The organism is Porphyrobacter sp. MBR-49 (assembly GCF_053628655.1).
In genome coordinates this window covers 207,843-233,398 of sequence record NZ_JBRJGU010000004.1, presented here as the reverse complement: position 1 = coordinate 233,398, position 25,556 = coordinate 207,843, and the positions used below count along the sequence as shown (strand labels likewise).

Below are 25,556 nucleotides of genomic sequence, written 5' to 3'. Positions count from 1 at the left end.
TCAGTACTTCACCCCCAACGACACGCCTATAATGCGCGGATCATTGACGAAAGCGGTGTTGTTGTTGAAGTCGATCACGCCCTGAACGTTTTTCTCGTCGGTAATGTTGCGCGCGAACGCGGCCACTTCCCACAAACCGTTGCCATGCGAATAGCCAATCCTGAGACCGCCTTCGATCCGGCTCTTGGCGTTGAATTCGAGGCTTTCGAAAAGCAGGAAGTTGGTATCGCCAAGGTATACCCAGTCGGTGAAGATGAAGAACTCTCCGCTGTTGCCAACCGGCAGGCTGTAACGCGCGGTGAAATCGCCGCTCCATTCGGGCGCGTTGGGGAACGGGTTGCCATCAATCAGCGCGCGGGTCGCACCTCCGATCACCACGGTCGGGTTCGTCACGGTGCACTGCGCGCAAATGCCAACCGCTAGGTTTTCATCCTTGATCTCGGTATTGTTGTAAGCCAGCCCCAGCGTCACCAGAAATTCGGGGGTGATCTGAACCGCACTGTCGAATTCAAAGCCCCAAGCTTCGCCCTTGTTGGCATTGAGCAGCTGGACGAGGTTCCCCGCCCCGCCCACGGCGGTGAACTGCGGGTCATCGACAGTGTAGTAAAACGCCGCCCCGTTGAGGCGCACCCGGCGATCAGCCAGCTCGCTTTTGAAGCCGACTTCGTAAGACGTGATATTTTCCGATTGTGCCACCGAAGGTGCAGCGAAGAAGGCGACGTCGCGGCCCTGAATGGTCGGCCCCCGGAATGAATTGGCGACCTTGGCATAGACGCTGGCATCGTCAGACACGTCGGCAAACAGGCTGATATCCCAGTCAAGCTGTTCATCCCCCACGCTGACCGGCTGCGGCGGAGCGCCTGCACGCACGAAGAAATCCTTTTCATCGTCGGTATAGCGCAGGCCGCCGGTAACGCGCAGGTTTTCGGTTAGCTGATAAGACAGTTGGCCGAACAGCGCCCAGGCTTCGTTGGTATGGTTGACGGTGACCGGCGGCGGGAAATCAAACCCGATGGTGGTGACATCGAAATCACTATCGAAATAGAACCCGCCAAACTGCCAGTCGAGCGGCCCGCCGCCGTTCGAAGCCAGGCGGATTTCCTGGGTGGTCTGATCAAGATCGAGCGAATCCTGCGTGTCTGACGGGAACGGGATAAAACCCGGCCCCATGACAGGTAGGAACGATGCGCCAAACCCGCCATCAACATCGCCCCGGCTGGAACCTTCGCTGGTCCAATGGCTGGTGATCGAGGTCAGCGTTGCGCCATCAAATTCATAGGATGCGGTGACCGTCGCGCCGAATTGTTCATATTCGGCAACATTGCCGCCGCCAGCATCGAAAAACACGGTGTCCCGAATGAAGTTTTCATTGAGATCATTATTGCCGGGGCCAAGCACGTTGGCGCGGAAGATGGTTGACGAACCATCCAGATCGCGGACATTGATCGACGCCAGCACGCTCGCACGTTCAGTGGGCGTGAACAGCAACTGCCCGCGCACCGCGAAATCGTGATAGCCGCCCAGCGCGTTGTTCTCTCCGGTAAAGCCGTTGTCGATCCAGTCGTTGCGGCTTTGCGATTGCAATGCAACGCGGAACGCCAGCACGTCTTCCACCAACGGCCCGCCCAGCGCAGCATTGAACGAGACCGTGTCATAGCGGCCATAACTTGCCGATGCGCGGACATCATTTTCGAACGATGGCTTGATCGAATCGATCTTCACGATCCCCGCCGGGGTATTGCGACCAAACAGCGTGCCCTGCGGCCCGCGCAGCACCTCAACCCGCTCAACATCGAATACCGGAAAGCTTTTCAGCGTCACGTTTTCGAGCACAACGTCATCAAGCAGCACCGAAACCGGCTGCGATGCGGCAAGATCGAAATCGGTGTTGCCAAGCCCGCGAATATAGAACCGCGGCGCGATCCGGCCATTCGAACTTTCAACGTTAAGCCCCGGCGAGGTGCCAGCCAGCGCGGTAATGTCCCCCGCCCCGCTGAAGATCGCGCCAAGGCGTTCCTGATCCAGAATGTCGGCTGAAACCGGCACGTCCTGCATGTTTTGTTCGCGGCGGTTGGCAGTCACGATGATGGTGGCAAGCTGGCCATCAATGTCCGAAGCGGCCTCACCATCCTGCGCGGTCGCGGGAGCAGCAAAGCCAAACGCAGCAGCAGCAAGGATGGTCGAACCGGCCCATGCGGCACGGAAAGCGGAAAAACGGTGAGACATCAAACAACCCCTATGTTTGATTGGGTGGATATTGGGTGCGCCGGACGAGGTGACAGTTTCGGGCGATTCGCGCGAGGTCGGGCAAGAAGAACGCCGCGCAGAACTAGCAATCTGAAAGCAATCTTTCACCAGTTGTTGCATCAAAGTTACAATTATGCAGATTTCTCGACCGCTTTATGACAAACGCGACCGCAATTCCTGTGGTGCAGAAGTCTGATCAGCGCGATTGCACGCGCAGGCTGGCGCGTTATAGCGGCGGCATCTCGTTCCCCCGGCTCATCGCCCGTGAAGATGGAGTAAGCATCCATGCAAGTGCGCGTTCTCGTCCGATTGAAACCCGGCGTCCTCGATCCGCAGGGCCGCGCGGTGCATCATGCCCTTGAAGGACTGGGCTTCGCCGGGGTCGAGGATGTGCGGATCGGCCGGTTGATCGAACTCGATGTGGCAGACGGCACCGACCACGCCGCGCTGACCGCGATATGCGAAAAACTGCTCGCCAACACCGTGATCGAAGACTTCACGATCGAGGGCCTGGGCGAGCCCGAAGGGACGCGCTGATGACGTTCCGGTCTGCCGTAATCACCTTCCCCGGCTCCAACTGCGATCGTGATATGGCAGTGGCGCTGGAACAGATATCGGGCGCGCCGGCCATTCGCGTCTGGCATGGCGACGCCGAACTGCCCGAACGGCTTGATCTGATCGCCTTGCCCGGCGGCTTTTCCTATGGCGATTACCTGCGATCGGGCGCGATGGCCGCGACCAGCCCGATCATGCGCGCGGTGATCGCCGCTGCATCACGCGGGGTGCCGGTGCTGGGCGTGTGCAACGGCTTTCAGGTCTTGACCGAGGCGCGGCTGCTGCCCGGTGCACTGCTGCGCAACGCCGGTCAGCGGTTTATCTGCCGCAGCGTGGCGTTGACGGTCGAGAACACCGATTCGCTGTTCACTTCAGCCTATGTTCGGGACGAGCAAATCCGCATCCCGGTTGCCCATCATGATGGCAATTACTTCGCCGATGCCGAAACGCTTGACCGGCTGGAAGGCGAAGGCCGCGTCGCGTTTCGCTATGCCGAACCGTGCAACGGATCAGCGCGCGACATCGCCGGGGTGCTGAGCGCCAATGGCCGGGTGCTGGGAATGATGCCGCATCCCGAACGCGCGATTGAGCCAGCGGCGGTTTCGGCGCTGGGTGGATCAGATGGTCGGCGGCTGTTCGAAAGTGTTTTTGCAGCGCTAGCCAGCGCCTGATAGCGGGCCGGTTTCAGGCGCGTTCGGCGCGGGCGAGGTCGAACAACTTGCGCGCGTCATTGGCTGCCATGGGACGTCCGAAGTAATATCCCTGAATCTTGTCGCAACCAAGGTTGCGGATCAATTCCGCTTCTTCGGCAGTCTCCACCCCTTCGGCAGTGGTCGTCATGTCAAGGCTCCGCGCCATGGCCACCACGGCGTTGATGATCGCCAGACTTTCGGCGCTTCCCTGCGCTGCACCTTGAACAAATGTCCGGTCAACCTTGATCGTCGAAAACCGCAACTTGCGCAGGTAGCCGAGCGAGGAATAGCCAGTCCCGAAATCGTCGAGCGCCACCGAACAGCCCAGCGCCATCACCTGTTCAAGCGCATTACGCGCAACGCTGGCATCGCGCAGGAAAATGCTCTCGGTCACTTCAACCTCGAGCCGCTCGGGCCTGAGACCGCTCGCCGCCAGCGCCTCGACCACCTCGGCGTGGAAACCGGGCTCCAGCAACTGCTCAGGCGAAACGTTGACATTGACCTTGATATGATCGGGCCAGCTGCGCGCCTCTTCGCAGGCCTTGCGCATCACCCATTTGCCGATCGGCAGGATCAGGCGGGTGTCTTCGGCCAGCGGGATAAATTTTCCTGGGCTGACAAATCCGTGATCGGCGCTGTTCCAACGCACCAACGCCTCGAAACTCACAATGCCTTCGCTGCGGGCGTCGACGACGGGTTGATAATGCAGTTCCAGTTCGTTGCCGCCCAGTGCGCCGCGCAGCGAAGCCTCCAATTGGCGGCGTTCCTCCGCAGACGCATGGAATATCGGTTCGAAGCCGCAATGCTCACCGCCACCCACGTCCTTTGCACGATAAAGCGCAAGGTCAGCATTACGCATCAGGTCTTCGACGCTGCGGCCATCGCGCGGCCCTTCAGCCGAACCGATGCTGGCGCCAATATAAAGCGTGTGATGGTCAACCTGGTAGGGTTCGCTAAGCCTGTCGATCACACGGCGGGCAAGGTCGCGCGCATTGCCGGAAGCCGCGATATCGCGCACCACCACTGCGAATTCATCACCGCCCAGCCGCCCGCACATCTCGTTTTCGCTCATCAGCGATTGCAGCCGCGCGGACACCTGAGCCAGCAGTTTGTCGCCAATGAGGTGGCCAAGTGAATCATTGACTGCCTTGAACCGGTCAAGGTCGATCATCAGTAGCGCGCAGCGCGAACGCCACTGATCGGAATAACGCAGTGCCTCGGCCAACGCCTCGGTCAGTTGCAAGCGGTTAGGGAGCTGCGTCAGCGTGTCATAGCGCGCAAGATAGGCGATCTTCTCGGACGAATTGCGCTGCTCGGTCACATCAGAGCCAACCCCGCGAAAGCCGGTGAAGTGGCCATGTTCGTTACGCATCGGCGTGCCGGAAAGTTCCCACCACCGCTCTTCGCCCATAATCGAAACCTGAACGATAAGATTCGAGAAATATTGGCGATTCTTCAGGTGTTCGGCAAGATCGTGCAGGCTGGCAGGAAACTGGCCGCTTTGCCACTTGTTGCCCGCGATCATTTCCAGCAACGGTCGCCCTTCGATATCAGCCTGCGGCCGACCCAAGGCAAAGGCGAAGCGCGGACTGACCGAGCGCAGACGCCTGGCGGGGTCGATTTCCCACAGCCAGTCAGCCTCGTTCTCTTCGAACTCGCGCAGCAGCAGCGAAACGACTTCTTCCTTTTCAGCCACCATCGCCTCGGCCACGCGCGCGGTAAGGTAGGTCCGGCCCACCTCTACGGTGCCAAGGATTGCCGCCACCGTGAACAACAGCACCGCCACCATCGCCAGCCAGTATCCGGCCATCCCGAGGTGGAGCACCGCCCCCAAGCCGACAATCGCGATAAAGCCAACGATACCAATCGGCGCGGCGGTGTAGAAAAACACCGATACCGCCATCATCAATGCGATCACCATCAGCATCGCCATCCGGTCGCCTTCGGAACCGAAGAACGGAAAGACCACCATAGCGACCGCCCAGAGCAAACCCGACATGATCGGCGTGGTCGCCTGACGCGACAATTCGGAGCGGGTAATCCGCCGCTTTTGGGTGTCGACCAGTGTCAGATCGATCTTGTATCCACGGAAATGAACCGCCGCGAGCATCATCATCCAGATGCACAGGCTCAGCGCACCAACCGATCGCCCATAAATCTGGAACACGAACAGGGCGAGCACCCCTTGGGCAATGATCCGGTAGAAGGCCAGCTTTGCCAGCGCCGAATATTGCAGACCGCGCAGACGCGCCCAATCCACATCGCCCTTGTCCGACAGGCCGAGCACGGTCGAAATCGGCATTTGCGCCGGATGCATCGGGGCAGAAGATGGGGAAGGTTCGATCACAGCCCCGCCCATAACCATCAAAGGTTAGAGTGCGGTAAAGCCTGATGGAACTTAATGATTAAGGTGAGGGCGACGTTTACTCGACCGTCACCGATTTGGCGAGGTTGCGCGGCTGATCGACATCGGTGCCTTTGACCACGGCGACGTGATAAGCCAGCAATTGCACCGGAATGGCATAGACCAGCGGCGCGATCAGCGGGTGGACCACCGGCATTTCGATGGTCGCGATGCAGCCCTCACCCGCCGCTTCAAGGCCTTGCGCGTCGGAAATCAGCACCACCTGCCCGCCGCGCGCGCGCACTTCTTCCATGTTCGACACGGTCTTTTCGAACAGCGGGCCCGATGGCGCGATCACCACCACCGGCACGGCATCGTCGATCAGCGCGATCGGCCCATGCTTCATCTCGCCTGCGGCATAACCTTCAGCGTGGATATAGCTGATTTCCTTCAATTTCAGCGCGCCTTCCAGCGCCAGTGGATAATCCTGCCCGCGCCCCAGATAGAGCACGTCCCGCGCCGGAGCGATCAGGTGCGCCATTGATGCAATGTCATCATCATGATCGAGCGCGGCGTTGAGCGCAGCGGGGGCTTCAAGCAGGTGGCGAACGATCTCGGCTTCTTCGTCGCGGGACAAGCGCCCCTTCCTCACCGCCATATGCGCCGCCAGCGCGGCCAGCACGGCAAGCTGACAGGTAAACGCCTTGGTCGAAGCCACCCCGATTTCCGGCCCGGCATGGGTCGGCAACAGCAGATCAGCCTCGCGCGCCATGGTGCTGGTCGGCACGTTGACCACCACCGCGATGGTCTGCCCGGCAGCCTTGCAATGACGCAGCGCGGCAAGCGTGTCGGCGGTTTCCCCGCTCTGCGAGATAAACAGCGCGAGGCCGCCTTCCTCCAACACCGGCTGGCGATAGCGGAACTCGCTCGCCACATCGATATCGACCGGCACGCGGGCGAATTGTTCGAACCAGTATTTCGCCACCATCCCGGCGTAAAACGATGTGCCGCAAGCAACGATGGTGAGGCGGCGGATGCTCGACAGGTCGAAATCGATCTGCGGCAGCGCCACTGAATTGTCCGAACGGCGCAGATAGGAAGCGAGCGTTTGCGCCACCACCGTGGGCTGCTCGTAAATCTCTTTCTGCATGAAGTGGCGGTAATTGCCCTTCTCCACCGCCGCCGCCGATGCGCCCGATGCGCGGATTTCGCGGGTGACGGGATTGTTCTCCAGATCGTAGATTTGCGCAGCCTCACGCCGCAGCACCACCCAGTCGCCTTCTTCAAGATAGGTGATGCGCTGGGTTAGCGGGGCTAGCGCCAGCGCGTCCGAGCCGAGATACATCTCCGCTTCCGCGCCTTCGGGGCCATAGCCCAGCACCAGCGGCGAACCGAGCCGCGCGCCGATCAGCAGATCGGGATGCGAACGGAACGCAATCGCCAGCGCAAACGCGCCGCGCAGGCGCGGCAACACTTCGCGCACCGCCTCTTGCGGATCGGCCCCGCGCTCAATCTCGGCAGAAATTAGGTGAGCGACCACCTCGCTATCGGTCTCGCTTTCGAACACCCGGCCATTGGCCGCGAGTTCGGCGCGCAGCTCCTTGAAATTTTCGATGATGCCATTGTGGACGATCGCGACTTCGCCGGTGGCGTGCGGGTGGGCGTTGGTGGCATTGGGCGCGCCGTGGGTAGCCCAGCGGGTGTGGGCAATGCCGACATTGCCGGGCGCAGGATCGCCTGCCAGCACCGTGACCAGATTGGCCAGCCGCCCTTCCGCACGGCGGCGCACCAGCGCGCCATCGTGCAGCGTGCAGATCCCCGCGCTGTCATAGCCGCGATATTCCATCCGCTTGAGGCCATCAACCAGCCGGTCAGCAACGGCTGCCTTTCCCACGATCCCGATAATGCCGCACATTGCCTGAAAGTCCCCGATATTTGCTGCGTTACGCTCTAACCGCTCGTGCTTTAACAGCAAGTCCGCTGATCATGCGCCCCGAGGCGATTTTCCGGCTTGCCACAAATATAACCCCGAACCGACGATCAGCGCCGCCCCGCTCAGTGTCGCAAGGTCGGGCCGGTCGCCAAACCACCACCACCCAAGCGTAATTGCCACCAGAATCTGGACATAGATCGCCGGTGCAATCGCCGCTGCGCCCGCCCTTGATGCGCCGATATAGGCAAGCCAGTGCGCGGTGCTGGCCGTGACGGCAACAAACGCGCAGCGCAGCACGATATCCCATGTCGGCCAGCCAAAATCGAACGCCGGAACGCCCGAAAACTTGGCCGCCGCCGCCCCGATTATCAGGATCGGCGCGCATACGCCTGCCACAAACACCTGCATCGACAATGCACTGCCCTGCCCTGCGCTGGCCCGATTGGCGATCATCAAAAGCGCGAAAAACAGCGCCGAATTCAATGGCAACAGCGCCGCCACGCCCAGTTCAGCCAGGTTCGGGCGCAGCACGATCACCACGCCCGCAAACGCCGCCAGTGACGCAAACCACACGCGGCGATGCACTGTTTCACGCAGCAACACCCCCGCCAAAAGCTGGGTCAGAACCGGCGAGAGAAAGCTGATCGCCATCGCCTCGGCCAGCGGCATCAGATAGATTGCGGAAAAGAAGCTGACCGTGGCGACCGACAGGCAAAGTCCGCGCGCCGCCTGCAACCACGGGTGGGTCGGGATGAAGGCGCGCGGCCCTTCAGTGCGGAGCAGCAACAGCGATAGTCCCACCGCGCCAAAGGTAAACCGCAGCGCCGCCACTGCAAAGGCAGGCCACGCTCCGGCCATCGATTTGACCACCGCATCGCCGACCGAAAGGGTCGCGAATCCGGCCACGGCATAAATCAGCCCGCTGCGTTGGTTATCATTCATGGGCTGCGCCTTTGCGGCGGCGGCGGCGGAATGGCAAGCGCTCACCGTGACCGTTCAAACTCAAGCGCGCATCCTTAGGGAAAAAACAACCTTTCCGTTTTATTCACCATGCTTCGAGACGCCGCTTTCGCATGATCGAGGCGAGAGACACGTAATATTAGCGAGCCTTGGGGGCTGAGAATGAGCGCATTCGGCAAAAAGGGCAATGTGGGCGGAGTAACGCCCGGCGGACGGCCTGCCTTTGGTGTGGCGCGCCCGATGAAGGGCTCTGGCGGCTCCAGTGCGGCGCCGCGCGGCGGCGAGCAATTCCCTCCCATTCCGGGCGAAGGCGGCGGTGCCAGCCCCGCGCCCGCCCAGTCGCCCAACCCAAGCCGTCCGGCCACCACCGCCGAAGCGATGGACCGCCTGAACGAGCGCATGACCTCGGTCAACGACGGCAATTCCGAAGTCGGCGGGTTTGAAGCAAGCGTCCACAAGATCAAGGAACAGGTGCTGCCGCGCCTGCTCGAACGCGTCGACCCGGAAGCAGCGGCGACGCTTTCCAAGGAGGAACTCTCCGAAGAATTCCGCCCGATCATCATGGAAGTGCTGGCCGAACTGAAGGTCACACTGAACCGGCGCGAACAATTCGCGTTGGAAAAGGTGCTGATCGACGAATTGCTCGGTTTCGGCCCGCTCGAAGAATTGCTCAATGATCCGGATATTTCCGATATCATGGTCAACGGCCCGGATCAGACCTACATCGAAAAGAAGGGCAAGCTCGTGCTCGCCCCGATCCGGTTCCGTGATGAACAGCACCTGTTCCAGATCGCCCAGCGGATCGTGAACCAGGTCGGCCGCCGCGTCGACCAGACCACCCCGCTCGCTGACGCCCGCCTGAAAGACGGCAGCCGCGTCAACGTTATCGTGCCGCCGCTTTCGCTGCGCGGAACCGCGATCTCGATTCGTAAGTTTTCCGAAAAGCCGATCACGCTGGATATGCTGCGCGATTTCGGTTCGATGTCGGACAAGATGTGCACCGCGCTGAAAATTGCCGGTGCGTGCCGGATGAATGTGGTCATCTCGGGCGGCACGGGTTCGGGTAAAACCACTATGCTTAACGCCTTGTCGAAGATGATCGATCCGGGCGAGCGCGTGCTGACGATCGAAGATGCGGCCGAACTTCGTCTGCAACAGCCGCACTGGCTACCGCTGGAAACCCGCCCGCCCAACCTCGAAGGGCAAGGCGCGATCACCATTGGCGACCTTGTTAAGAACGCGTTGCGTATGCGCCCTGACCGCATCATCCTCGGCGAAATCCGCGGCGCGGAGTGTTTCGATCTCCTCGCGGCGATGAACACCGGTCACGACGGTTCAATGTGTACGCTCCACGCCAATAGCCCGCGCGAATGCCTTGGCCGTATGGAAAACATGATCCTTATGGGCGACATCAAGATCCCCAAGGAAGCGATCAGCCGCCAGATCGCCGAATCCGTCGATCTGATCGTGCAGGTCAAGCGTCTGCGCGACGGTTCGCGCCGCACCACCAACATCACCGAAGTGATCGGGATGGAAGGCGACGTGATCGTGACGCAGGAATTGTTCAAGTTCGAATATCTTGACGAGACCGATGACGGGAAGATCCTCGGCGAATTTCGTGCGTCCGGCCTGCGCCCCTACACCTTGGAAAAAGCGCGGCAATTCGGGTTCGATCAGGCTTATTTGGAGGCGTGTCTCTGACACGCCGATCCGGGCCGTCCGGCCCGGATCGTTCGGCCTTGCGAACCCTGCGGGTTCGTTTTGGAGGCCTGCCTTTAAGGCAGGCGGGGCAGCCCAACCGGCCGTCGGCAGCGTTGCGACCTTCAGGTCGCATAAGCGAGGATATCGCGCGCCCGGAGGGGCGTGCGAAAATCAAAGACGCCCGATCACCACCGGCAGGCTCATCGCAAGGCACCCGCCGCCGATCATCGCCGCTCCGACGAACAATCCCGTCCACGGTACCCAGCCGACCTGTTCCAGACGCCCCACATCACGGCGCTTGCTCCGCCGCCGCTCCATCACCGCAGCAAAGCCTGCAAACACCCAGAACAACCCGCCGATAATGGCGAGCTGTCCAGCATCGCTCAGCAGCTCGAATTGGGCGATTATATTCATGGCTCACGCATATGGGGCGCGGGCGCGCTTGCGCAATCCCTGCGGCTCGGCCAAGCGCGGAGGCGATGGATGGCTCGATCGCTCGCCCCCGCCCGCTGCTGGCGCTTGGAATCCGGCTGCTCGCAGCGGCTGCGCTGGCGACGATGGCGATGCTGGTGAAGCTCGCCGGAGAGCGCGGCGTGCATCTGATCGAGCTGATATTCTGGCGGCAGGTGCTCGCCGCAGTGCTGCTGGGCGCAGGGCTGACGCTGGCGGGCCGCCTGGCGCTACTGAAGACGGACCGTTTGCGCGCCCACACAGCGCGATCGGCCACCGGATTGTTCGGGATGATCTTTACCTATGGCGCGGTGCTGCTGCTGCCACTGGCCGAGGCGACCACGCTCAGCTTTACCGCGCCGGTGTTTGCCGTGCTGATTGCGATGGTATTGTTCCGCGAAAAGATCGGCCGCTACCGCTGGGCAGCGGTGGCAATGGGGTTTGTCGGGGTCATCGTGGCGATGCAGCCGGGCGGCGGCGGATTGGCTGAGGGGGTGACGCTTGCCGGAATCGCCGTTGGCCTGATGGCGCCATTGATGGTGTCACTCATCAGTTTCCAGATTCAGGATCTCAACAAAACCGAAAACCCGTGGAGCATCGTATTCTGGTTCGCCACACTCAGCATCCCGGTCGCGGCAATTGGCCTGCCGTTCGTGATCGGCCCGCACGATGCGGCAACCTGGGGGATAATTCTGGCGATGGCGTTGATGGGGGTGTTGGCGCAGATCCTGCTGACCACCTCGTTGCGGTTCGGATCGGCGGCGGTTATTCTGCTGATGGATTATACCGCGCTACTATGGGCGAGTTTTTACGGCTATACCGTGTTTGACCGCGCCGCGCCCGCCAGTCTGTGGCTGGGCGCGCCGTTGATTATCGGGGCGGGGCTGCTGATCGCGTGGCGCGAACGTCAGCTTGCCAAGGCAAGGCGTGTCGCATCTGCGGCGAGTCAGGAATAAGTAATAATCTTTGTGCGCTATAGCGCGAAACAGAAGGAAACCGAAACATGATTCGCAAGACCATCATCGCCGCCGCACTCGCCGCCATCACGCTGACCGCCAGTGCCTGCAACACGGTGAAGGGCGCAGGTGAGGATATCCAGTCGGTCGGCCGCGCGGGCGAACGCGCGATCGATTAAACGCGATATTGTCGCGAAGGTCGGCTTTCAGGCTCCCGAGGCAAGGGTTCGCGTGGCGTGGAGGGGTGGATTGCCTGCCAATCCGCGTTCATCGCCACTCCGGACTTGCCTGCCCCACCCGGCAATCGAAGCCAACAGGCGCTATGCCGGTTTTTTCCGGTAAACCAGTGTGAGGTTATTGGCCGGCATGGCGCGGCGGTTTGATCTGGCAAATCCGTGTTCCGCAGCCACCCGATCAACATCTGCGATATTGCGCAGCCCCCATGCCGGGTTTCGCGCTTTTAGCGATTGATCGAAGGCCAGATTGGATGCCGCTGTCTCCACCGCGTCTTCCAAATACGGCCCATAGAGGATTACGGGAGCCTCGGGCCCAAGCACTTGCGCGCCGCCGCTGAACAATCCGATTGTCGCTTCCCACACGCTGATGTGGACCATGTTGATGCACACAAGGGCGTCTGCGGCGCTGACCGGCCAGGTTGCGGGAGCCGCCGCATCCAGCATGATCGGCGCTGCGAGATTATCCCCCGCGTAGTCTGCACGATAGGCCGCGATCGACGCCAGCGCCGCTGCCGATGGGTCAGTCGGCTGCCAATGCAGCGCGGGGAAGCGTTCGGCAAAGAACACCGCGTGTTCGCCCGTGCCGCTGGCGATTTCCAGCACCGTGCCCGGCGCAGGCAGCTCCTGCGCCAGCACCTTGGCAATCGGTTCGCGGTTGCGCAGGGCTGCGGGGGCGTGCTGTTTCACACTCACGAAACCTGCCGCTCCTGCCCTTCCCAATAGGGTGCGCGCAGTTCGCGCCGCAGGATCTTGCCGCTGGCGTTGCGCGGCATCAACGGGATCACGTCGACGCTTTTGGGCGCCTTGAACGCCGCGATACGTTCACGCGCCCAGGCGATCACGTCGGCTGCGTCAATTTCATGCCCCGGCTTGGCGACGACGCAGGCCTTGACCTCCTCACCCCAGCGCGCGCTCGGCACGCCGATCACCGCGACCTCGGCAATGGCGGGGTGGCCGTAGATCGCGCTTTCAACCTCGGCGGGGTAGACGTTTTCACCGCCGGAGATGATCATGTCCTTGATGCGGTCCTGAATATAGACATAGCCATCATCGTCCATCACCGCCGCATCGCCGGTGTGGAGCCAGCCATCGGGGTCGATGGTTTTGGCGGTGGCTTCGGGCAGGTTCCAGTATCCGGCGGTGTTTGAAGGTGAGCGAACGCAAACCTCGCCAATCTCGCCGCGCGGGACTTCGGCATTGTCAGGCCCGCGCACTTCAATCTCCACTCCGGGACAGGCCTTGCCCGCAGAACGCATCCGCTGGTTGCCTTCAAGGCTGTGATCATCGGGCGGCAGGATCGAAATCGTGCCGCTGGTTTCGGTCATGCCGTAAGCTTGCAGGAACCGGGTGGTGGGCATGGTACCCACCGCTTCCTTCAGCAATTCCAGCGGCATCGGCGCAGCGCCATACATCAGATATTTGAAGCCGCTGAAATCGGTGGTGGCTGCGCGCGGGTGCTGCACCACCATCTGCAAGGCTGCCGGCACGATGAACATGTGGGTCGCCCCTGCTTCGATCGCATCGAGCACGCCGACCGGGGTGAATTCCGCCTGCACCAGACTGCGCACCCCGTTGGCGACAGCGATGTTGACCAGCCCCGTCCCGCCAATATGCGCGCATGGCATGGCGACCAGCATACAGTCGGTCGGTTCGTAAAATTGCCATTCCAAACCGGCAGCCAGCGCTGGATTGCGCAGGCCCAGCAGGTTGGCGTTTGACAGCATTGCTCCCTTGGGATTGCCGGTCGTTCCCGAAGTATAAAGCTGCAACACCGGATCATTCGGCGCTGGCGGAGTGTAATCCGCCGGTTCAAACCCGCTCGCCGCCAAACGCGCCGCTTCACCCTCGATCACTTCGGGATTGGCCGAAACATCGGCGGCGGCGGCATGGGCCGCGTCCACAAATTCGGCATCGGCAAACAGCAGCTTGGCCTCGGTATCCGACAGGATATAGGCGATTTCACGAGGGGCCAGCCGCCAGCCGATCGGCACCATCACCGCCCCCATCCGCGCCGCCGCGATATAGAGCAGGAAATAGGTATCGCGGTTCTTGCCCAGCCACGCGATCCGGTCACCCTTGGCAATATCGCGCGATTGCAACAGCGCGATCAACTGCCGTGTCAACCGGTCAGCCTCGGCATATGAAGTTATCCGCCCGTCCTGATCGAAAGCAGTCCCATCGGGACGCTCCTTCGCCCAGAAGTTCAGGATCGCATCAAAGGTCGAATGATCGTGATAAGCGTTGTTCGCCATAATCGTGCTCTCTCCCAAAAGCTGTTTGGGCAAAGGTTAGGCGAAGTTGGGTGAAGCGGTCCAGCAGCGATTGGGTCTGGCCCTAACGGAACCGCCCCTGACGGCGCGCCGCCGGTTCTCGCACCAGCAACCAGACCAGCAGACCCAGCGGCCCGGCGATAAAGGTCGCCAGCAGGATCGGGGCCTGCACCCAGCGCGACAGGCCCTTGGCATCGGCATCGCGCACGATCCAAACCCCCACGAACAGATCAAACGCGAGGTAATGCGTCCAGCCGATCACAACCCCGGCATCGCTTGCAAAAATCGCGCGCACCCCGGCAATGGTGGTGAAATCCGCGCCGCCGCCATCGGGATTGGGGATCACCCCGGTCAACACCCCGATCAGTCCGGTGGCATAGATCAGGCACAGCAGCCCCACCCCCAGATACAGCGCCGCCGACAACAGCGCAGGCCAGCGCGGCAGCAGGATCAGCGCGGCCCAACCCACCGCCGCGATGATGTTCACCGCGTTGAAAACAAGGCCCCAGTCGATCATGCTGCTGACTCCATTTCGCCTATCCGCCGCCATTCGCGTGCGGCGCGGCGGATCGCGTCATTATCATGGGTAAAGCGCCCGCCTGCCCGGCGCATGGCGAGGCCCAACGCGGCCTCTGCCACCAATGCGGCGTCAATCGACCGGAACCGTTCCCACGATCCTGACAGCAGCGGATCGATCAGCGGCGCGGCAAGGATGCCGAGCCTTTCGCCGACACGCCGGTCATTACTGCGCTCACCGCGCAGCAGCCCCGGGCGCAGAATATCCAGCCGTTTGAAGCCGATCCGCGATACCGCATTCTCGGTTTCGCCCTTGACCCGGAAATAGACGCTCTTGCCGCGCGCATCGGCCCCCGCCGCGCTCACCAGCACCATGTTGGGCACGCCCGCACGCTTGGCGGCCTCAGCCGTCGCCAGCACCAGATCATGATCCACGCTGCGAAACGCCGCTTCGTCGCGCCCGGCCTTTTTCCAGGTGGTGCCCAGCGCGCAGATCAACGCCCGCGGGCGCACCGCCTCTAATACCTCGCCCCACTTGGCTGGCTGCGCAACGAACATTTCCATCCGCGCGCCCGACGGCAGCGGAGCCTCGCGCCGGGCAATGCCGACAATCCGCGCTTCATCCCCGGCGCTGGCAACGTCGATCACATGGCGTCCGACAAGGCCCGTCGCCCCCACCAGCGCAATCCGCACCGGGCTGCGCGCCTCAGACATTGATAAGCCCGGCCGGCTGTGCGCCATAAATCGCGGCGCAGGCCTGCATCGCGAACCGGTCGCTCATCCCGGCGATGAAATCGGCGATCATCCGGCTGCGTTGGGGTTCGTGTGCGGGCAGGCGTTCATGCCAATCAGACGGCATCAACTTCGCATCCTGCGAATAGGCGGCGAACAGCCGGGCGACGACATCGCGCGCGCGTTCTGCCGCAGCAATCTGTTCGGGGTGAAAATACAGCCGGTCATACATGAACGTCTTAAGCCGCCGTTCGCGTGACGTCATTTCGGGCGAGAACCCGGCCAGCTGCCGCCCGGCATTGCGCACTTCGGCAACCGATCCGATGCCATGCACCTGCGCGCGGGTATGCTCGATCACGTCCTTTACCATCAAGCCGATCTGATCGCGGATCATCTCGCGCAGCAGACGGTCTTTCGGGGCGTGGGGAAAGCGTTTTTCGACCACCCGCCATTGGTCTGCGAGGAAATCGAGCGTCAGCAGATCATCCAGCGCCAAAAATCCCGCGCGCAGCCCATCATCGATATCGTGATTATCATAGGCGATATCGTCCGCCACCGCTGCGACCTGCGCTTCCAGTGATGGCCAGGTGCCAAGCATCAACGGAAAAGCTGCATCCAGTTCAGCCAGCGCCCAGTTCGGGGCTGTTACAGGGCCGTTATGCTTGGCCAGCCCTTCGAGCAGATCCCACGTCAGGTTCAGCCCGTCATGTTGGGGATAGGGAGATTCGATCCGCATTACCGTGCGCAGCGTCTGCGCATTGTGGCAGAACCCCCCGTACCGCTCCATCGCCTCGGACAAGGCGGCTTCGCCTGCATGGCCGAACGGCGGGTGCCCCACATCATGCGCCAGGCACAGGGCCTCGGTCAGATCCTCGTCCAGCCCCAGCGCGCGGGCAATTACCCGGCCAATCTGCGCGACTTCAAGACTGTGGGTCAGGCGGGTGCGGTAATGATCGCCATCGGGGGCGATGAACACCTGCGTCTTGGATTTGAGGCGGCGAAAGCTCATCGAATGGATGATGCGATCACGGTCGCGCTGGAATTGGCTGCGCGGGCCGCGCTGTTCGCCCGCCGCGCCGCCGCGCCATTCACGCCCGCCATGGGCATCAGGATCAGCAGCATAGGGGGCGCGGGACATCACGGCTTTGTCGAATAGGCCAGCCAGCCCCGCTTCTCAACCGGAACAGGAAGGGAACCTGCCACAAAGGTGCAAATGGCCGCGCCGACATCGCGGATTATGGGGCCACCCTCCGGTGGTTGGGGGGGAAGGAGGGTGGCCCCAAGGGCCTGTCGGTGCGACCCGAAAGACCCGGAAAATGCCAGTTGCGTTTCCGCGACAAAATCCGTGCAAGCGCGTAGCCGACCAGTTAAACCGTTGCAACCCGACAAATGGGTGAATTATTCGCTAAGCGCGACCAGCACAGATTATTGCCCCGCTTCCTGTTCAAGAATCCAGTTGGCCGCCGCCTCGCAATGGATGCGGGTGCTGTCGAACACCGGCAGCACATTCGCATCAATATCAACCACCAGATCAAGCTCGGTGCAGGCCAGCACAATCGCCCCTGCGCCTTCCTGCGCCTTGTTGGTGATGATGGTTTTCAATGTGCGCTGGGCCTCTCGCGTCACTTTTCCGACCATCAATTCATCATAGATGATCCGGTCGAGCGCTTCGACATATTTCATGTTGGGCGGCAAAAGGTTGATGCCGTGGGCAACCAGCCGCTTGCGATAGAAGCTTTCGGTCATCACGTTGCGCGTGCCCAGAAGCGCTGCGTTGGTCTTGCCCGCCCGTTTCATCGCCAGCCCGACATATTCGGCAATGTGCAGGATCGGGATGTCCACCGAAGCGGCAACATCATCATACAGCCGGTGCATCGAATTGGCGCCGATGATCAGCGCCTGCGCCCCCGCGCCTTCGAGCCGCCGCGCGCTGTCGATCAGCACGCTGGCCGCACGCTGCCAGTCGCGTTCTTCGCGCAAGGCGTAAAGCTGGCAGAAATCGAGGCTTTCGATCAGCAGCGGAGCAGAGGCCATCGGCGCAGCGCGGCGTTGCACAATGCGATTGATGTGATCGTAATATGTCGCGGTCGACACCCAGCTCATGCCGCCAATGATCCCGAGTTTGCGCAAAGCCGGCTTTTCCTTCGATTCTGTGTGCAAGTGCGAGACGGTGTAAAGCGCAAGCGTTGCGCGCGTCCAGTGCGCAACAAAGCCGGTGCGCGATTATTGCGCGTTTGGCACCGGAGCGTGCTCAGCAAGCCACGGCAAAAGATCGCCAAGCGTTGCGGCGGGTGCCTCTTCATGCGGCAGGTGGCCGATGTTCGGATAGACGGTGATCTGTGCGGTCGGCATCACCTCGGCCAGCCATTGCCCGGCGGCGACCGGGATCAGCCGGTCATCTTCGCCCCACAGGATCAGCGTCGGCGCAGTCACTCCGGCAATCTCGGCCTCGGTCAGTGATTCATGCGGTTGGCTGAAACGCTTCAATGTCGCGCGGCGATTGCCGGGATAGCGCAGCAGTTCCCAGTAGCGATCGATCATTGGTTCGGTGATGATCGATTTGAGCGAGACGGATTGTTCAAGGCTCTGCGCGATCAGACTGCGCGGGGTAATCTGTTCGACCAGCCGATTGACCCCCGGCATCCGCGCAATTCTGAAGCCGATATTGCCGCCGCCGCTGTTCTTTTTGGCGGCCTTATCCTGCGGCATCGGCCCGCCGCTGGCATCGACCAGCACCAGCCCGGAAACACGATCCGGGTGCGCAATCGCAAAGGCCAGCGCGTGCTTTCCCCCCATCGAATTGCCGCCGATGATGAAGCGTTCCAGCCCCAGCGTGTCAGCCACTTCGCGGATATCGGCGACATAATTCGCGCGTCTGTAATCATGCGCCGGATCGGGCCCAGTCAGCCCGTGGCCGACCTGATCGAAACGGATCACCCGGTATTGCGATTTCAGTGCAGCAACCCACGGTTCCCACGTGTGCAGATCGGCGTTCGATCCGTGGAGCAGCATAATCGCGGGCGCATCTTTGGGCCCTTCATCGCGCAGGTGGACAGTCACGCCGCCACCAATATCGACGAATTGCGAAGGCGCCCCGCCATATTTGGCGCGCATTTCCGCCGCATCGGTATCGGGCGTGCGGAAAATCAGGAAGGCGATCACCAGCAGCGCAATGAGCGCCAGAACCCCGCGAACAAACCATTTCATTATTGCTGCATCTCCAAAATCCAACGCCGCACCACCGCCGAGCCTTCGCGGTCAACGCTGGACTTTCCGATTTCGGGCATGGCGATGCCCGGCTCCGCTGAGTCCATGCGGTACAGCAGGATTGATTGGTCGGGCGCACCAGGCAGGATCGAAAACTCATGCCCCCCTGCCCCGCGCCCGGCGGCGACCGGGCGTTTCATGATGCCGATGGCGTGGGGATCATCTTGTTCCCAGCGCAGATCAAGCCCTGAATTGGACGCGCCGCCGCCCGGTTGGTGGCAATGCGCGCAGTTCACATCGAGGTAAGCCCGCGCCAGCGGCGCTGCCGGGCCGGTGGCATGATTGCGCCAATCGGGCAGGCTGTCAGCACCCGCAGGCACCGTGTCGAGCGCGCCCCGCTTCGCCATCTGACCCAGCCATTCAGCCGGCAGATTGCGCGCCTTCGGCCCAATCGGGATCACCACGCCGTCCTTCGAATGGCAGGCCTTGCACTGGTTCTTGTTGGGAATGGCATAGGAAATCGCCTCCCCCGCAGGCGTCACCAGATCGATCCGCCCGCCTGCCAGCGCCAGCGTGGCCTCGGTCTGCTCCGCATTCCAGCGATAGGGCAGCGCCGTCCAGCCATCCGCACGGTGGAGCAGCAGGCGGGTTTCGATCAAGCGGCGTTCCGGCCCCTCGCCAAAGGCAAAGGTCTTGATAATCGCCGCGCCCACCGGGAATTGCAGCAGGCCGTCTGCGTCCGCAGTCATCCGTGTGCCATCGGGCAGATAGATAAACCGCAGCTTTTCCGCCCCATCTGACCATAGGGGGGTGTTGAGCGCATAGGGCGTCACCCCCGCACCCGGCAGCTGCTGCGCGCCATCGGCGAAGAAACCATATTCCGACAGGGTGCGCGCGAAGCCCTCCTCCAGAATGGCCGCATCATTGACCGCCACCGCTGGCGTCACCCCGGCGTGGGTCAGCGCTGCGCCCAGCGTAGCGCTAGCGGCAGCCATCAGGGCAAGCCCCCGCCTCACTTCAGCCGCGCCTCCAGTTCAGCCGGTGCGCCGATCCCGTCCATCGCCCACGGCTGGCCGTAAGCTGGCACATCGAGCGGGCCGGGCTGCGCCTCAGCCAAAGATTGCCCCTGACGGCTGAGATTGAGCGACCAGCCGGGATTGCCCGGTATGGTCAGCAATGCCGGCGTATCGGCATCCTGTTGCAACCCATCCCACATGATCGGCGGCAGCGTGCCGCCAAACGCGGCGAGCAGCATCGCGCCGCCGGGGAAATCGGGATCGGTCGCGCCAGCATCAACGACATTATTCGCAATCACCACTGCGCGCGCGAAGGGATTGTAACGCGCATCATCAAACTCTTGCGTGTAAGCGACCACCATGAACGGCGCGGTCGGGTTATCCTGCACCACGTTGTCTTCGATCCACACCTGCTCGTTCGCCATCACCATGATCCCGGTGCCGCGCGGCACGCCTGCAACGATATTGCCGGGCGGCGCGAAATTGGGGGTGTTGTTGCCTGCGACCAAGTTGTTGGTGATCAGCACATTGCCGCCGCCCATCACCGGCAGGCCGGGCAGATCGAACACCAGAATGCCCCCGGTATTGCGCGTGACATAGTTCTGGGTGACGATCGCATCGCGGCTGTTTTCAATCTCGATACCGGCGACATTGTCGGTCGCAATCGAATTGCGCACAGTGATTTTTGACGATTGGCCGACGTAAATCCCGGCATCCGAAGCGCCGGAGACTTCCGAATGGCTCACCAGCACCCCGGTGCTTTCGACCGGGTAGATGCCGTATGCGCCGTTTTCCGCCTTCGGCCCACCGGTCCACGTCACGCGAATGCGATGATAGACGATATTATCTGCGCCCTTGGACTTGATCCCATCACCCTTGGGATTCTCGACCGCGAAATCGCGCAAGGTGACATTGTCGGACGTCACCAAAAGCCCCTCACCCGCGCCCGCCTGCGCGGTGAAATCGAGAATGGACAGCGCCGGCCCCGCCCCGCGCACCGTCACCCCGTCAACATCCAGACTCAGCCCGTCAGTCAGCACGAACCGGCCCGCTTCGAGCACGACTTCGTCCCCCGGTGCGGCAAGGATCAGCGCCTCCTGCAAGCGTTCGGCAGCGCCTTCGCCCGGCGCAATGGTGTGGATTTCGGCGGCAAGCGGCGCGGCAGAAGCCAGCAGCGCAGCGGCCATGACCAGACGTTTCATGATGTTCTCCCTCTTCGCCCAGCAGTGTGGCGCAAGCGGAAGGGAAATTGCAAGGGCCGCGTAATCGGGTTGCAGCGTCAGCCGATACCCAGCGCGCACAGGCCCGCACTGGTAGTCAACACGGCGACCGCTTCGCCATCCTGAGTGCGGCGCACGCGCTTGATCAACTCGCCGAGGCCGTAGCCCGATGTTGGTTCGCCTTCCTGCGGGGCCATGCCCTGTCGCAGCCTCCACAATTGCACCACATTCAGCCGGTCAACCATGCGGCCCGCCATGCAATCGGCGCGCTGTTCATTGACGCCTGCCTGCACCAATGCGCCCGCAACCTGCCGTTCGATCAGCGGGTTGGCTAGGCCGCTATACACCGCCCCGCCCGCCAGCACGGCGAGCAGCAGAAAAAGGATGATCAGCTTGCGCATCAGCGGCTGTGCCTTCATTTGTTGTCGCATCGCCGAGAAGCCGAAAACCGGTTCCCACTTTTCGGCGCGATGCTCAGTTATTGTCGCATCGCCGAGAAGCCGAAAACCGGTTCCCACTTTTCGGCGCGATGCTTAATCGAGCGATTTGACGATTTCCTCGACCATCTTCTTGGCGTCGGCCAGCAGCATCACGGTCTGGTTCATGTAGAACACTTCGTTATCGACCCCGGCATAGCCGACGCCGCCCATTGACCGCTTGATGAAGAACACCTGCTTGGCCTTGTCGACATCGAACACCGGCATTCCGTAGATCGGCGAGGATTTGTCGGTCTTGGCCGCCGGGTTTACCACGTCGTTCGCGCCGATGATGAAGGCAATATCGGCCTGCGCGAATTCGGAGTTGATGTCTTCGAGTTCGAACACCTCGTCATAGGGCACGCTGGCTTCGGCGAGCAGCACGTTCATGTGCCCCGGCATCCGCCCTGCGACGGGGTGGATGGCGTATTTCACGTCCACACCCTTTTCCTTGAGCTTATCACCCATTTCGCGCAGCGCGTGCTGGGCCTGCGCCACCGCCATGCCGTAACCGGGGATGATGATGACGCTTTCGGCCTGTTCGAGCATATAGGCCGCGTCTTCCGCACTACCCTGTTTATAGGGCCGCTGTTCGCGCGCGCCGCCTGCTCCGCCTGCATCGGGCGCTGCGCCGAACCCGCCTGCGATCACCGAAATGAAGCTGCGGTTCATCGCGCGGCACATGATGTAGCTGAGGATCGCGCCCGAACTGCCGACCAGTGCGCCGGTGATAATCATCGCCGAATTGCCCAGCGTAAAGCCCATCGCCGCCGCCGCCCAGCCCGAATAGGAGTTCAGCATCGACACTACCACCGGCATATCCGCCCCGCCAATCGGGATGATCAGCAGGAAACCGATGATGAAGGCCAACACCGCGATGGCAATCACCAGATAGCCTTCACCCGCGCCGCCTTCGGGCGAGATGGTGTAAATCCCGATCAGCGCCAGAATCGCAATCAGCGTGCCCAGGTTGATGACATGCCGCCCCGGCAGCATGATCGGCGAACCGCTCATCCGGCCCGACAATTTCAGGAAGGCGATGACGCTCCCCGAGAAGGTGATCGCCCCGATGGCGATGCCAAGGCCCAGCTCCACACGGCTGACGCGAAGGATCTGATCCGCCGCATCGGTTATCGCGAACGCCGCCGGGTTCAGCCACGCGGCAAAGCCCACCACCACCGCGGCAAGGCCGACGAGACTGTGGAAGCCTGCGACAAGCTCTGGCATCTGCGTCATCGCAATGCGGCGAGCGACGGTGACGCCAATGATCCCGCCAAGGAAAATCGCGATGCCGGTCTCGGCAATGTTGGCAATGTCGTGGGTGACAAGCGTCGTCACCACCGCGATTCCCATGCCGATCATGCCATTGCGGTTGCCCGCCTGACTGGTCGCCGGACTGGACAGCCCGCGCAGCGCAAGGATGAAGAACACGCCCGCGATCAGGTAAGCGAGCATCGCCCAGGCAGGCGTGCCGCCTTCGCCGCCGCCTGCGGCATAGGCCGGGGTCGCGAACAATAAGATCGTCATCGCGAGAAGCGAAGCGACGAAGCGATCCATGGCCGAACCGCGCTTGGCGATCGCCGGTCCATGGATTGCCGCGGCGACTGCGTCGCCTCGCAATGACGAAGTCTGAGAGAAGCGCCCCATCCTCACTTCTCCTTCTTCTTGTACATCGCGAGCATTCGCTGCGTCACCGCGAACCCGCCGAAAATGTTGATGCTGGCGAGCACCACCCCGAACAGGCCGAGATACTTGGCGACCGGGCTCTGCGCCTCAGCCGCCGCAATCAGCGCGCCGACGATGATCACCGAGGAGATCGCATTGGTCACCGCCATCAGCGGCGTGTGGAGCGCCGGGGTCACCGACCAGACGACGTAATAGCCCACGAAACAGGCCAGCACGAAGATCGAGAGGATTGAGATGAAGTCCATTGGTCAATCACCACCCTCTGCTTCGCCAATGTGGATTTGCGCAATCATCGGACGAAAAACCTCAGTCATCTTAGGCCAATTTTTCAAGAGCCAATCATGCTGATGAACCCACCGACCCTTGTCCTCTTTGTTCTGAGTGCCCGGCATATAGAGAGCGATTCGCTTCTCGTGGCCCCGCAAGGTCTCCCATGAAAGCTCTTGCTCCATAAGGTGCTCAATCTCCGCTTTCCTCTCACAAAGCTGCTCAAACACGATAGGCGCAGCCACGCCACTGATATAAGCTTCAACCCTGAGTTTATTGCCGCTTGCAAAACAGGCGTTCGCATCTACCGAAAAGCCGTTTCCATTGCCGATCCTCTCGCCAGTTTGCCAGTTTCCCTTGTAGGGCTTTCTAGCCGCCAGCGCTGGATATACACCTGCGGCCTTCTGGATTAATGCTGCCCAATACTCGTGATAGAGGGCTTGAGTCGGCGTCAGCACGTCGTCAACGGCAAACTTGGCCGCAGCACTTTGTTTCGACCAGTCGTTCGGCTTTGCAACGATCGAAAAACTGGGAGCAAAAGCGCTTTCCCCAATTTTCAGCAGCTCAACCTGAAGTCCGAAAAAAAGGTGATCTTCGTCACTTATTCTGTTGAGGTAGTCGATAGCGGCGCGGTGCTCCTCACGGAAAGTTCGGGCAACCCATACAACAATCGGAGCATCCAAACCTGCGGCATATGTCAAGATTTGCCCTAGGTGTCTGTGATCAGTCCCTTCGATTTGATTTTCGATCAGAACCCACTTGCCACTCACAATATCCTTACCAAGGATATCGGCCGAGAACGGTCCTACTTGTTTTTCAACAGCCTCCAGTTCCAAACGAAGACCGAGGATATCCCCGAGAAGTGTAAGATTTTCTTCTTCGGCAAGCCATGGGGTGAAGTTTTTCGCCTCGTCCGGCCAAGCCTTTCGAAGGTCCACTGATTCGATCCGGCCAAGCGGTATAACCGCACTCACCCGATCAGCCTTTCATTCACAACCTTGCCGCCCTGCGTCAGTCGGATCGCGCCGCCGATTTCCTCGTCGAGCACGGGCTTGCCGGTCTCCTTGTCCCAGAAGGCGCTGAGGAAGTTGTAGTGGTTGCGCGCAAACAGCGCCGAGGCGTCGGCAGGCAGGTGCGCGGGCGTGTTGGAAAAGCCGATGATCTTGACGCCGTGCTTGACCACGACCTCATCCGGCTTCGATCCTTCAACATTTCCGCCCTGCGCCACCGCCAGATCGAAGATCACGCTACCCGGCTTCATCGTCGCAATCTGCGCGTCGGCGATCAGCCGGGGAGCAGCGCGGCCCGGAATCAAGGCGGTCGTGATCACGATATCCTGCTTGGCAATGTGCGAACTCACCAGTTCAGCCTGCGCCTTCTGGTATTCCTCGCTCATTTCGGTGGCATAGCCGCCCGAACCTTCGCCTTCGATCCCGGCGACATTCTCGACGAAGATCGGCTTGGCACCCAACGACTGGATCTGCTCCTTGGTCGCGGAACGCACGTCGGTCGCGGAAACCTGCGCGCCCAGCCGCCGTGCGGTGGCAATCGCCTGAAGCCCCGCCACGCCCACGCCCATGATGAAGGCGCGCGCGGCCTGAACCGTGCCCGCCGCCGTCATCATCATCGGGAAGGCGCGGCCATACGTATCCGCTGCCGCCAGCACCGCCTTGTAACCCGCAAGGTTCGATTGCGAGGACAGCACGTCCATCGACTGCGCGCGGGTAATGCGCGGCATGAACTCCATGCTCAATGCCTCAAACCCGGCGGCCGCATAGGCATCCACCAAGTCGCGTTTCGCAAAGGGATCGAACAGCGCCGCCACCCACGCGCCGGGCTTTGCGCCTTTCAGCAGCGCCACGTCAGGCGCCTGAATGCCCAGCACAATGTCGGCACCCTTCACCGTTGCGGCGGCGGTGCCAAGGCTCGCGCCCGCTTCTGCATAGGCCGCATCGGTGACAGAAGCCATCACCCCCGCCCCCTTTTCAACCGCGACATCAAGCCCGAGCGCGGCGAATTTCTTGACCGTTTCGGGCGAGGCGGCAACGCGCGTCTCACCGGGCGCGCGTTCTTTCAGGATCGCGATTTTCAA

General features: G+C 61.7%; 24 protein-coding genes. 5 read left to right on the top strand and 19 right to left on the bottom strand.

Annotation, left to right across the window (positions count from 1 at the left end; translation table 11 throughout):
- Window positions 1–2,226 (bottom strand): TonB-dependent receptor, encoded by a 2,226-nt coding sequence (locus tag ACSSV3_RS07400; protein WP_354323403.1) that lies wholly within the window; start codon window positions 2,224–2,226, stop codon window positions 1–3.
- A gap of 306 nt (window positions 2,227–2,532) precedes the next feature.
- Between ACSSV3_RS07400 and purS the strand changes: the two genes are divergently transcribed.
- Both purS and purQ read left to right on the top strand, forming a co-directional pair.
- Window positions 2,533–2,784 carry a phosphoribosylformylglycinamidine synthase subunit PurS gene (gene purS, locus ACSSV3_RS07395; protein ID WP_354323402.1) on the top strand — a complete coding sequence of 84 codons (252 nt, stop codon included), beginning with the start codon at window positions 2,533–2,535 and terminating at the stop codon, window positions 2,782–2,784.
- Window positions 2,784–3,473: a phosphoribosylformylglycinamidine synthase subunit PurQ gene (purQ, locus tag ACSSV3_RS07390; protein WP_354323400.1), complete on the top strand. Its 690-nt coding sequence runs from the start codon at window positions 2,784–2,786 to the stop codon at window positions 3,471–3,473. Before purS ends, purQ begins: the two co-directional genes overlap by 1 nt.
- 13 nt (window positions 3,474–3,486) lie before the next feature.
- Here the strand turns inward: purQ and ACSSV3_RS07385 are convergent, their stop codons facing one another.
- The 3 genes from ACSSV3_RS07385 to ACSSV3_RS07375 all read right to left on the bottom strand — a co-directional run bounded on the left by ACSSV3_RS07385 (window position 3,487) and on the right by ACSSV3_RS07375 (window position 8,713).
- The gene (locus ACSSV3_RS07385; protein ID WP_354323596.1) at window positions 3,487–5,811 is read right to left on the bottom strand and encodes a putative bifunctional diguanylate cyclase/phosphodiesterase; all 2,325 of its coding nucleotides are present in this window, start codon (window positions 5,809–5,811) and stop codon (window positions 3,487–3,489) included.
- A gap of 106 nt (window positions 5,812–5,917) precedes the next feature.
- Window positions 5,918–7,753, bottom strand: coding sequence for a glutamine--fructose-6-phosphate transaminase (isomerizing) (glmS, locus tag ACSSV3_RS07380; protein WP_354323399.1), 1,836 nt, complete (start codon window positions 7,751–7,753; stop codon window positions 5,918–5,920).
- Window positions 7,754–7,822: 69 nt separating this feature from the next.
- Window positions 7,823–8,713 (bottom strand): DMT family transporter, encoded by an 891-nt coding sequence (locus ACSSV3_RS07375; RefSeq protein WP_354323397.1) that lies wholly within the window; start codon window positions 8,711–8,713, stop codon window positions 7,823–7,825.
- A 180-nt stretch (window positions 8,714–8,893) separates the two neighbouring features.
- Here ACSSV3_RS07375 and ACSSV3_RS07370 point away from each other — a divergent pair, with 180 nt between their 5' ends.
- Window positions 8,894–10,432, top strand: a complete 1,539-nt coding sequence (locus ACSSV3_RS07370) for a CpaF family protein (protein ID WP_354323395.1) — start codon at window positions 8,894–8,896, stop codon at window positions 10,430–10,432.
- A gap of 171 nt (window positions 10,433–10,603) precedes the next feature.
- Here the strand turns inward: ACSSV3_RS07370 and ACSSV3_RS07365 are convergent, their stop codons facing one another.
- A complete protein-coding gene (locus ACSSV3_RS07365; protein WP_354323393.1) occupies window positions 10,604–10,846 on the bottom strand; it encodes a hypothetical protein in 243 nt (80 codons plus the stop codon).
- 65 nt (window positions 10,847–10,911) lie between these two features.
- On the opposite strand from ACSSV3_RS07365, the gene ACSSV3_RS07360 reads away from it, so the two are divergent.
- Window positions 10,912–11,838: a DMT family transporter gene (locus ACSSV3_RS07360; protein ID WP_354323391.1), complete on the top strand. Its 927-nt coding sequence runs from the start codon at window positions 10,912–10,914 to the stop codon at window positions 11,836–11,838.
- Between the two features lie 47 nt (window positions 11,839–11,885).
- Window positions 11,886–12,017 carry an entericidin A/B family lipoprotein gene (locus ACSSV3_RS07355; RefSeq protein ID WP_354323389.1) on the top strand — a complete coding sequence of 44 codons (132 nt, stop codon included), beginning with the start codon at window positions 11,886–11,888 and terminating at the stop codon, window positions 12,015–12,017.
- Between the two features lie 141 nt (window positions 12,018–12,158).
- On the opposite strand, the gene ACSSV3_RS07350 is transcribed toward ACSSV3_RS07355, so the two are convergent.
- The 14 genes from ACSSV3_RS07350 to ACSSV3_RS07285 all read right to left on the bottom strand — a co-directional run bounded on the left by ACSSV3_RS07350 (window position 12,159) and on the right by ACSSV3_RS07285 (window position 25,556).
- Window positions 12,159–12,767, bottom strand: a complete 609-nt coding sequence (locus ACSSV3_RS07350) for a DUF938 domain-containing protein (protein WP_354323387.1) — start codon at window positions 12,765–12,767, stop codon at window positions 12,159–12,161.
- The gene (locus ACSSV3_RS07345; protein ID WP_354323386.1) at window positions 12,764–14,326 is read right to left on the bottom strand and encodes a long-chain-fatty-acid--CoA ligase; all 1,563 of its coding nucleotides are present in this window, start codon (window positions 14,324–14,326) and stop codon (window positions 12,764–12,766) included. Before ACSSV3_RS07345 ends, ACSSV3_RS07350 begins: the two co-directional genes overlap by 4 nt.
- Before the next feature lie 82 nt (window positions 14,327–14,408).
- Complete coding sequence (locus tag ACSSV3_RS07340) at window positions 14,409–14,861, bottom strand: ABA4-like family protein (RefSeq protein WP_354323384.1); 453 nt, start codon at window positions 14,859–14,861, stop codon at window positions 14,409–14,411.
- On the bottom strand, window positions 14,858–15,574 hold the full coding sequence (locus tag ACSSV3_RS07335; protein WP_354323383.1) for an NAD(P)H-binding protein: 717 nt from the start codon (window positions 15,572–15,574) through the stop codon (window positions 14,858–14,860). Before ACSSV3_RS07335 ends, ACSSV3_RS07340 begins: the two co-directional genes overlap by 4 nt.
- The gene (locus ACSSV3_RS07330; protein ID WP_354323594.1) at window positions 15,567–16,730 is read right to left on the bottom strand and encodes a deoxyguanosinetriphosphate triphosphohydrolase; all 1,164 of its coding nucleotides are present in this window, start codon (window positions 16,728–16,730) and stop codon (window positions 15,567–15,569) included. The genes ACSSV3_RS07335 and ACSSV3_RS07330 overlap by 8 nt, the downstream gene beginning before the upstream one ends.
- 287 nt (window positions 16,731–17,017) lie before the next feature.
- A complete protein-coding gene (locus tag ACSSV3_RS07325) occupies window positions 17,018–17,722 on the bottom strand; it encodes an aspartate/glutamate racemase family protein (RefSeq protein ID WP_354323381.1) in 705 nt (234 codons plus the stop codon).
- A gap of 93 nt (window positions 17,723–17,815) precedes the next feature.
- Entirely contained in the window at window positions 17,816–18,799 is a 984-nt protein-coding gene (locus ACSSV3_RS07320) for an alpha/beta fold hydrolase (protein ID WP_354323380.1), read from the bottom strand.
- Entirely contained in the window at window positions 18,799–19,794 is a 996-nt protein-coding gene (locus tag ACSSV3_RS07315; protein ID WP_354323378.1) for an SO2930 family diheme c-type cytochrome, read from the bottom strand. Before ACSSV3_RS07315 ends, ACSSV3_RS07320 begins: the two co-directional genes overlap by 1 nt.
- A gap of 17 nt (window positions 19,795–19,811) precedes the next feature.
- Window positions 19,812–21,017 (bottom strand): parallel beta-helix domain-containing protein, encoded by a 1,206-nt coding sequence (locus ACSSV3_RS07310; protein WP_354323376.1) that lies wholly within the window; start codon window positions 21,015–21,017, stop codon window positions 19,812–19,814.
- 77 nt (window positions 21,018–21,094) lie between these two features.
- Complete coding sequence (locus ACSSV3_RS07305; RefSeq protein WP_354323374.1) at window positions 21,095–21,454, bottom strand: hypothetical protein; 360 nt, start codon at window positions 21,452–21,454, stop codon at window positions 21,095–21,097.
- Between the two features lie 114 nt (window positions 21,455–21,568).
- On the bottom strand, window positions 21,569–22,966 hold the full coding sequence (locus ACSSV3_RS07300; RefSeq protein WP_354323593.1) for an NAD(P)(+) transhydrogenase (Re/Si-specific) subunit beta: 1,398 nt from the start codon (window positions 22,964–22,966) through the stop codon (window positions 21,569–21,571).
- Between the two features lie 194 nt (window positions 22,967–23,160).
- A complete protein-coding gene (locus ACSSV3_RS07295; protein ID WP_354323372.1) occupies window positions 23,161–23,442 on the bottom strand; it encodes an NAD(P) transhydrogenase subunit alpha in 282 nt (93 codons plus the stop codon).
- Between the two features lie 3 nt (window positions 23,443–23,445).
- Window positions 23,446–24,438 carry a DUF4268 domain-containing protein gene (locus ACSSV3_RS07290; RefSeq protein WP_354323370.1) on the bottom strand — a complete coding sequence of 331 codons (993 nt, stop codon included), beginning with the start codon at window positions 24,436–24,438 and terminating at the stop codon, window positions 23,446–23,448.
- Complete coding sequence (locus tag ACSSV3_RS07285) at window positions 24,435–25,556, bottom strand: NAD(P) transhydrogenase subunit alpha (RefSeq protein WP_354323368.1); 1,122 nt, start codon at window positions 25,554–25,556, stop codon at window positions 24,435–24,437. The genes ACSSV3_RS07290 and ACSSV3_RS07285 overlap by 4 nt, the downstream gene beginning before the upstream one ends.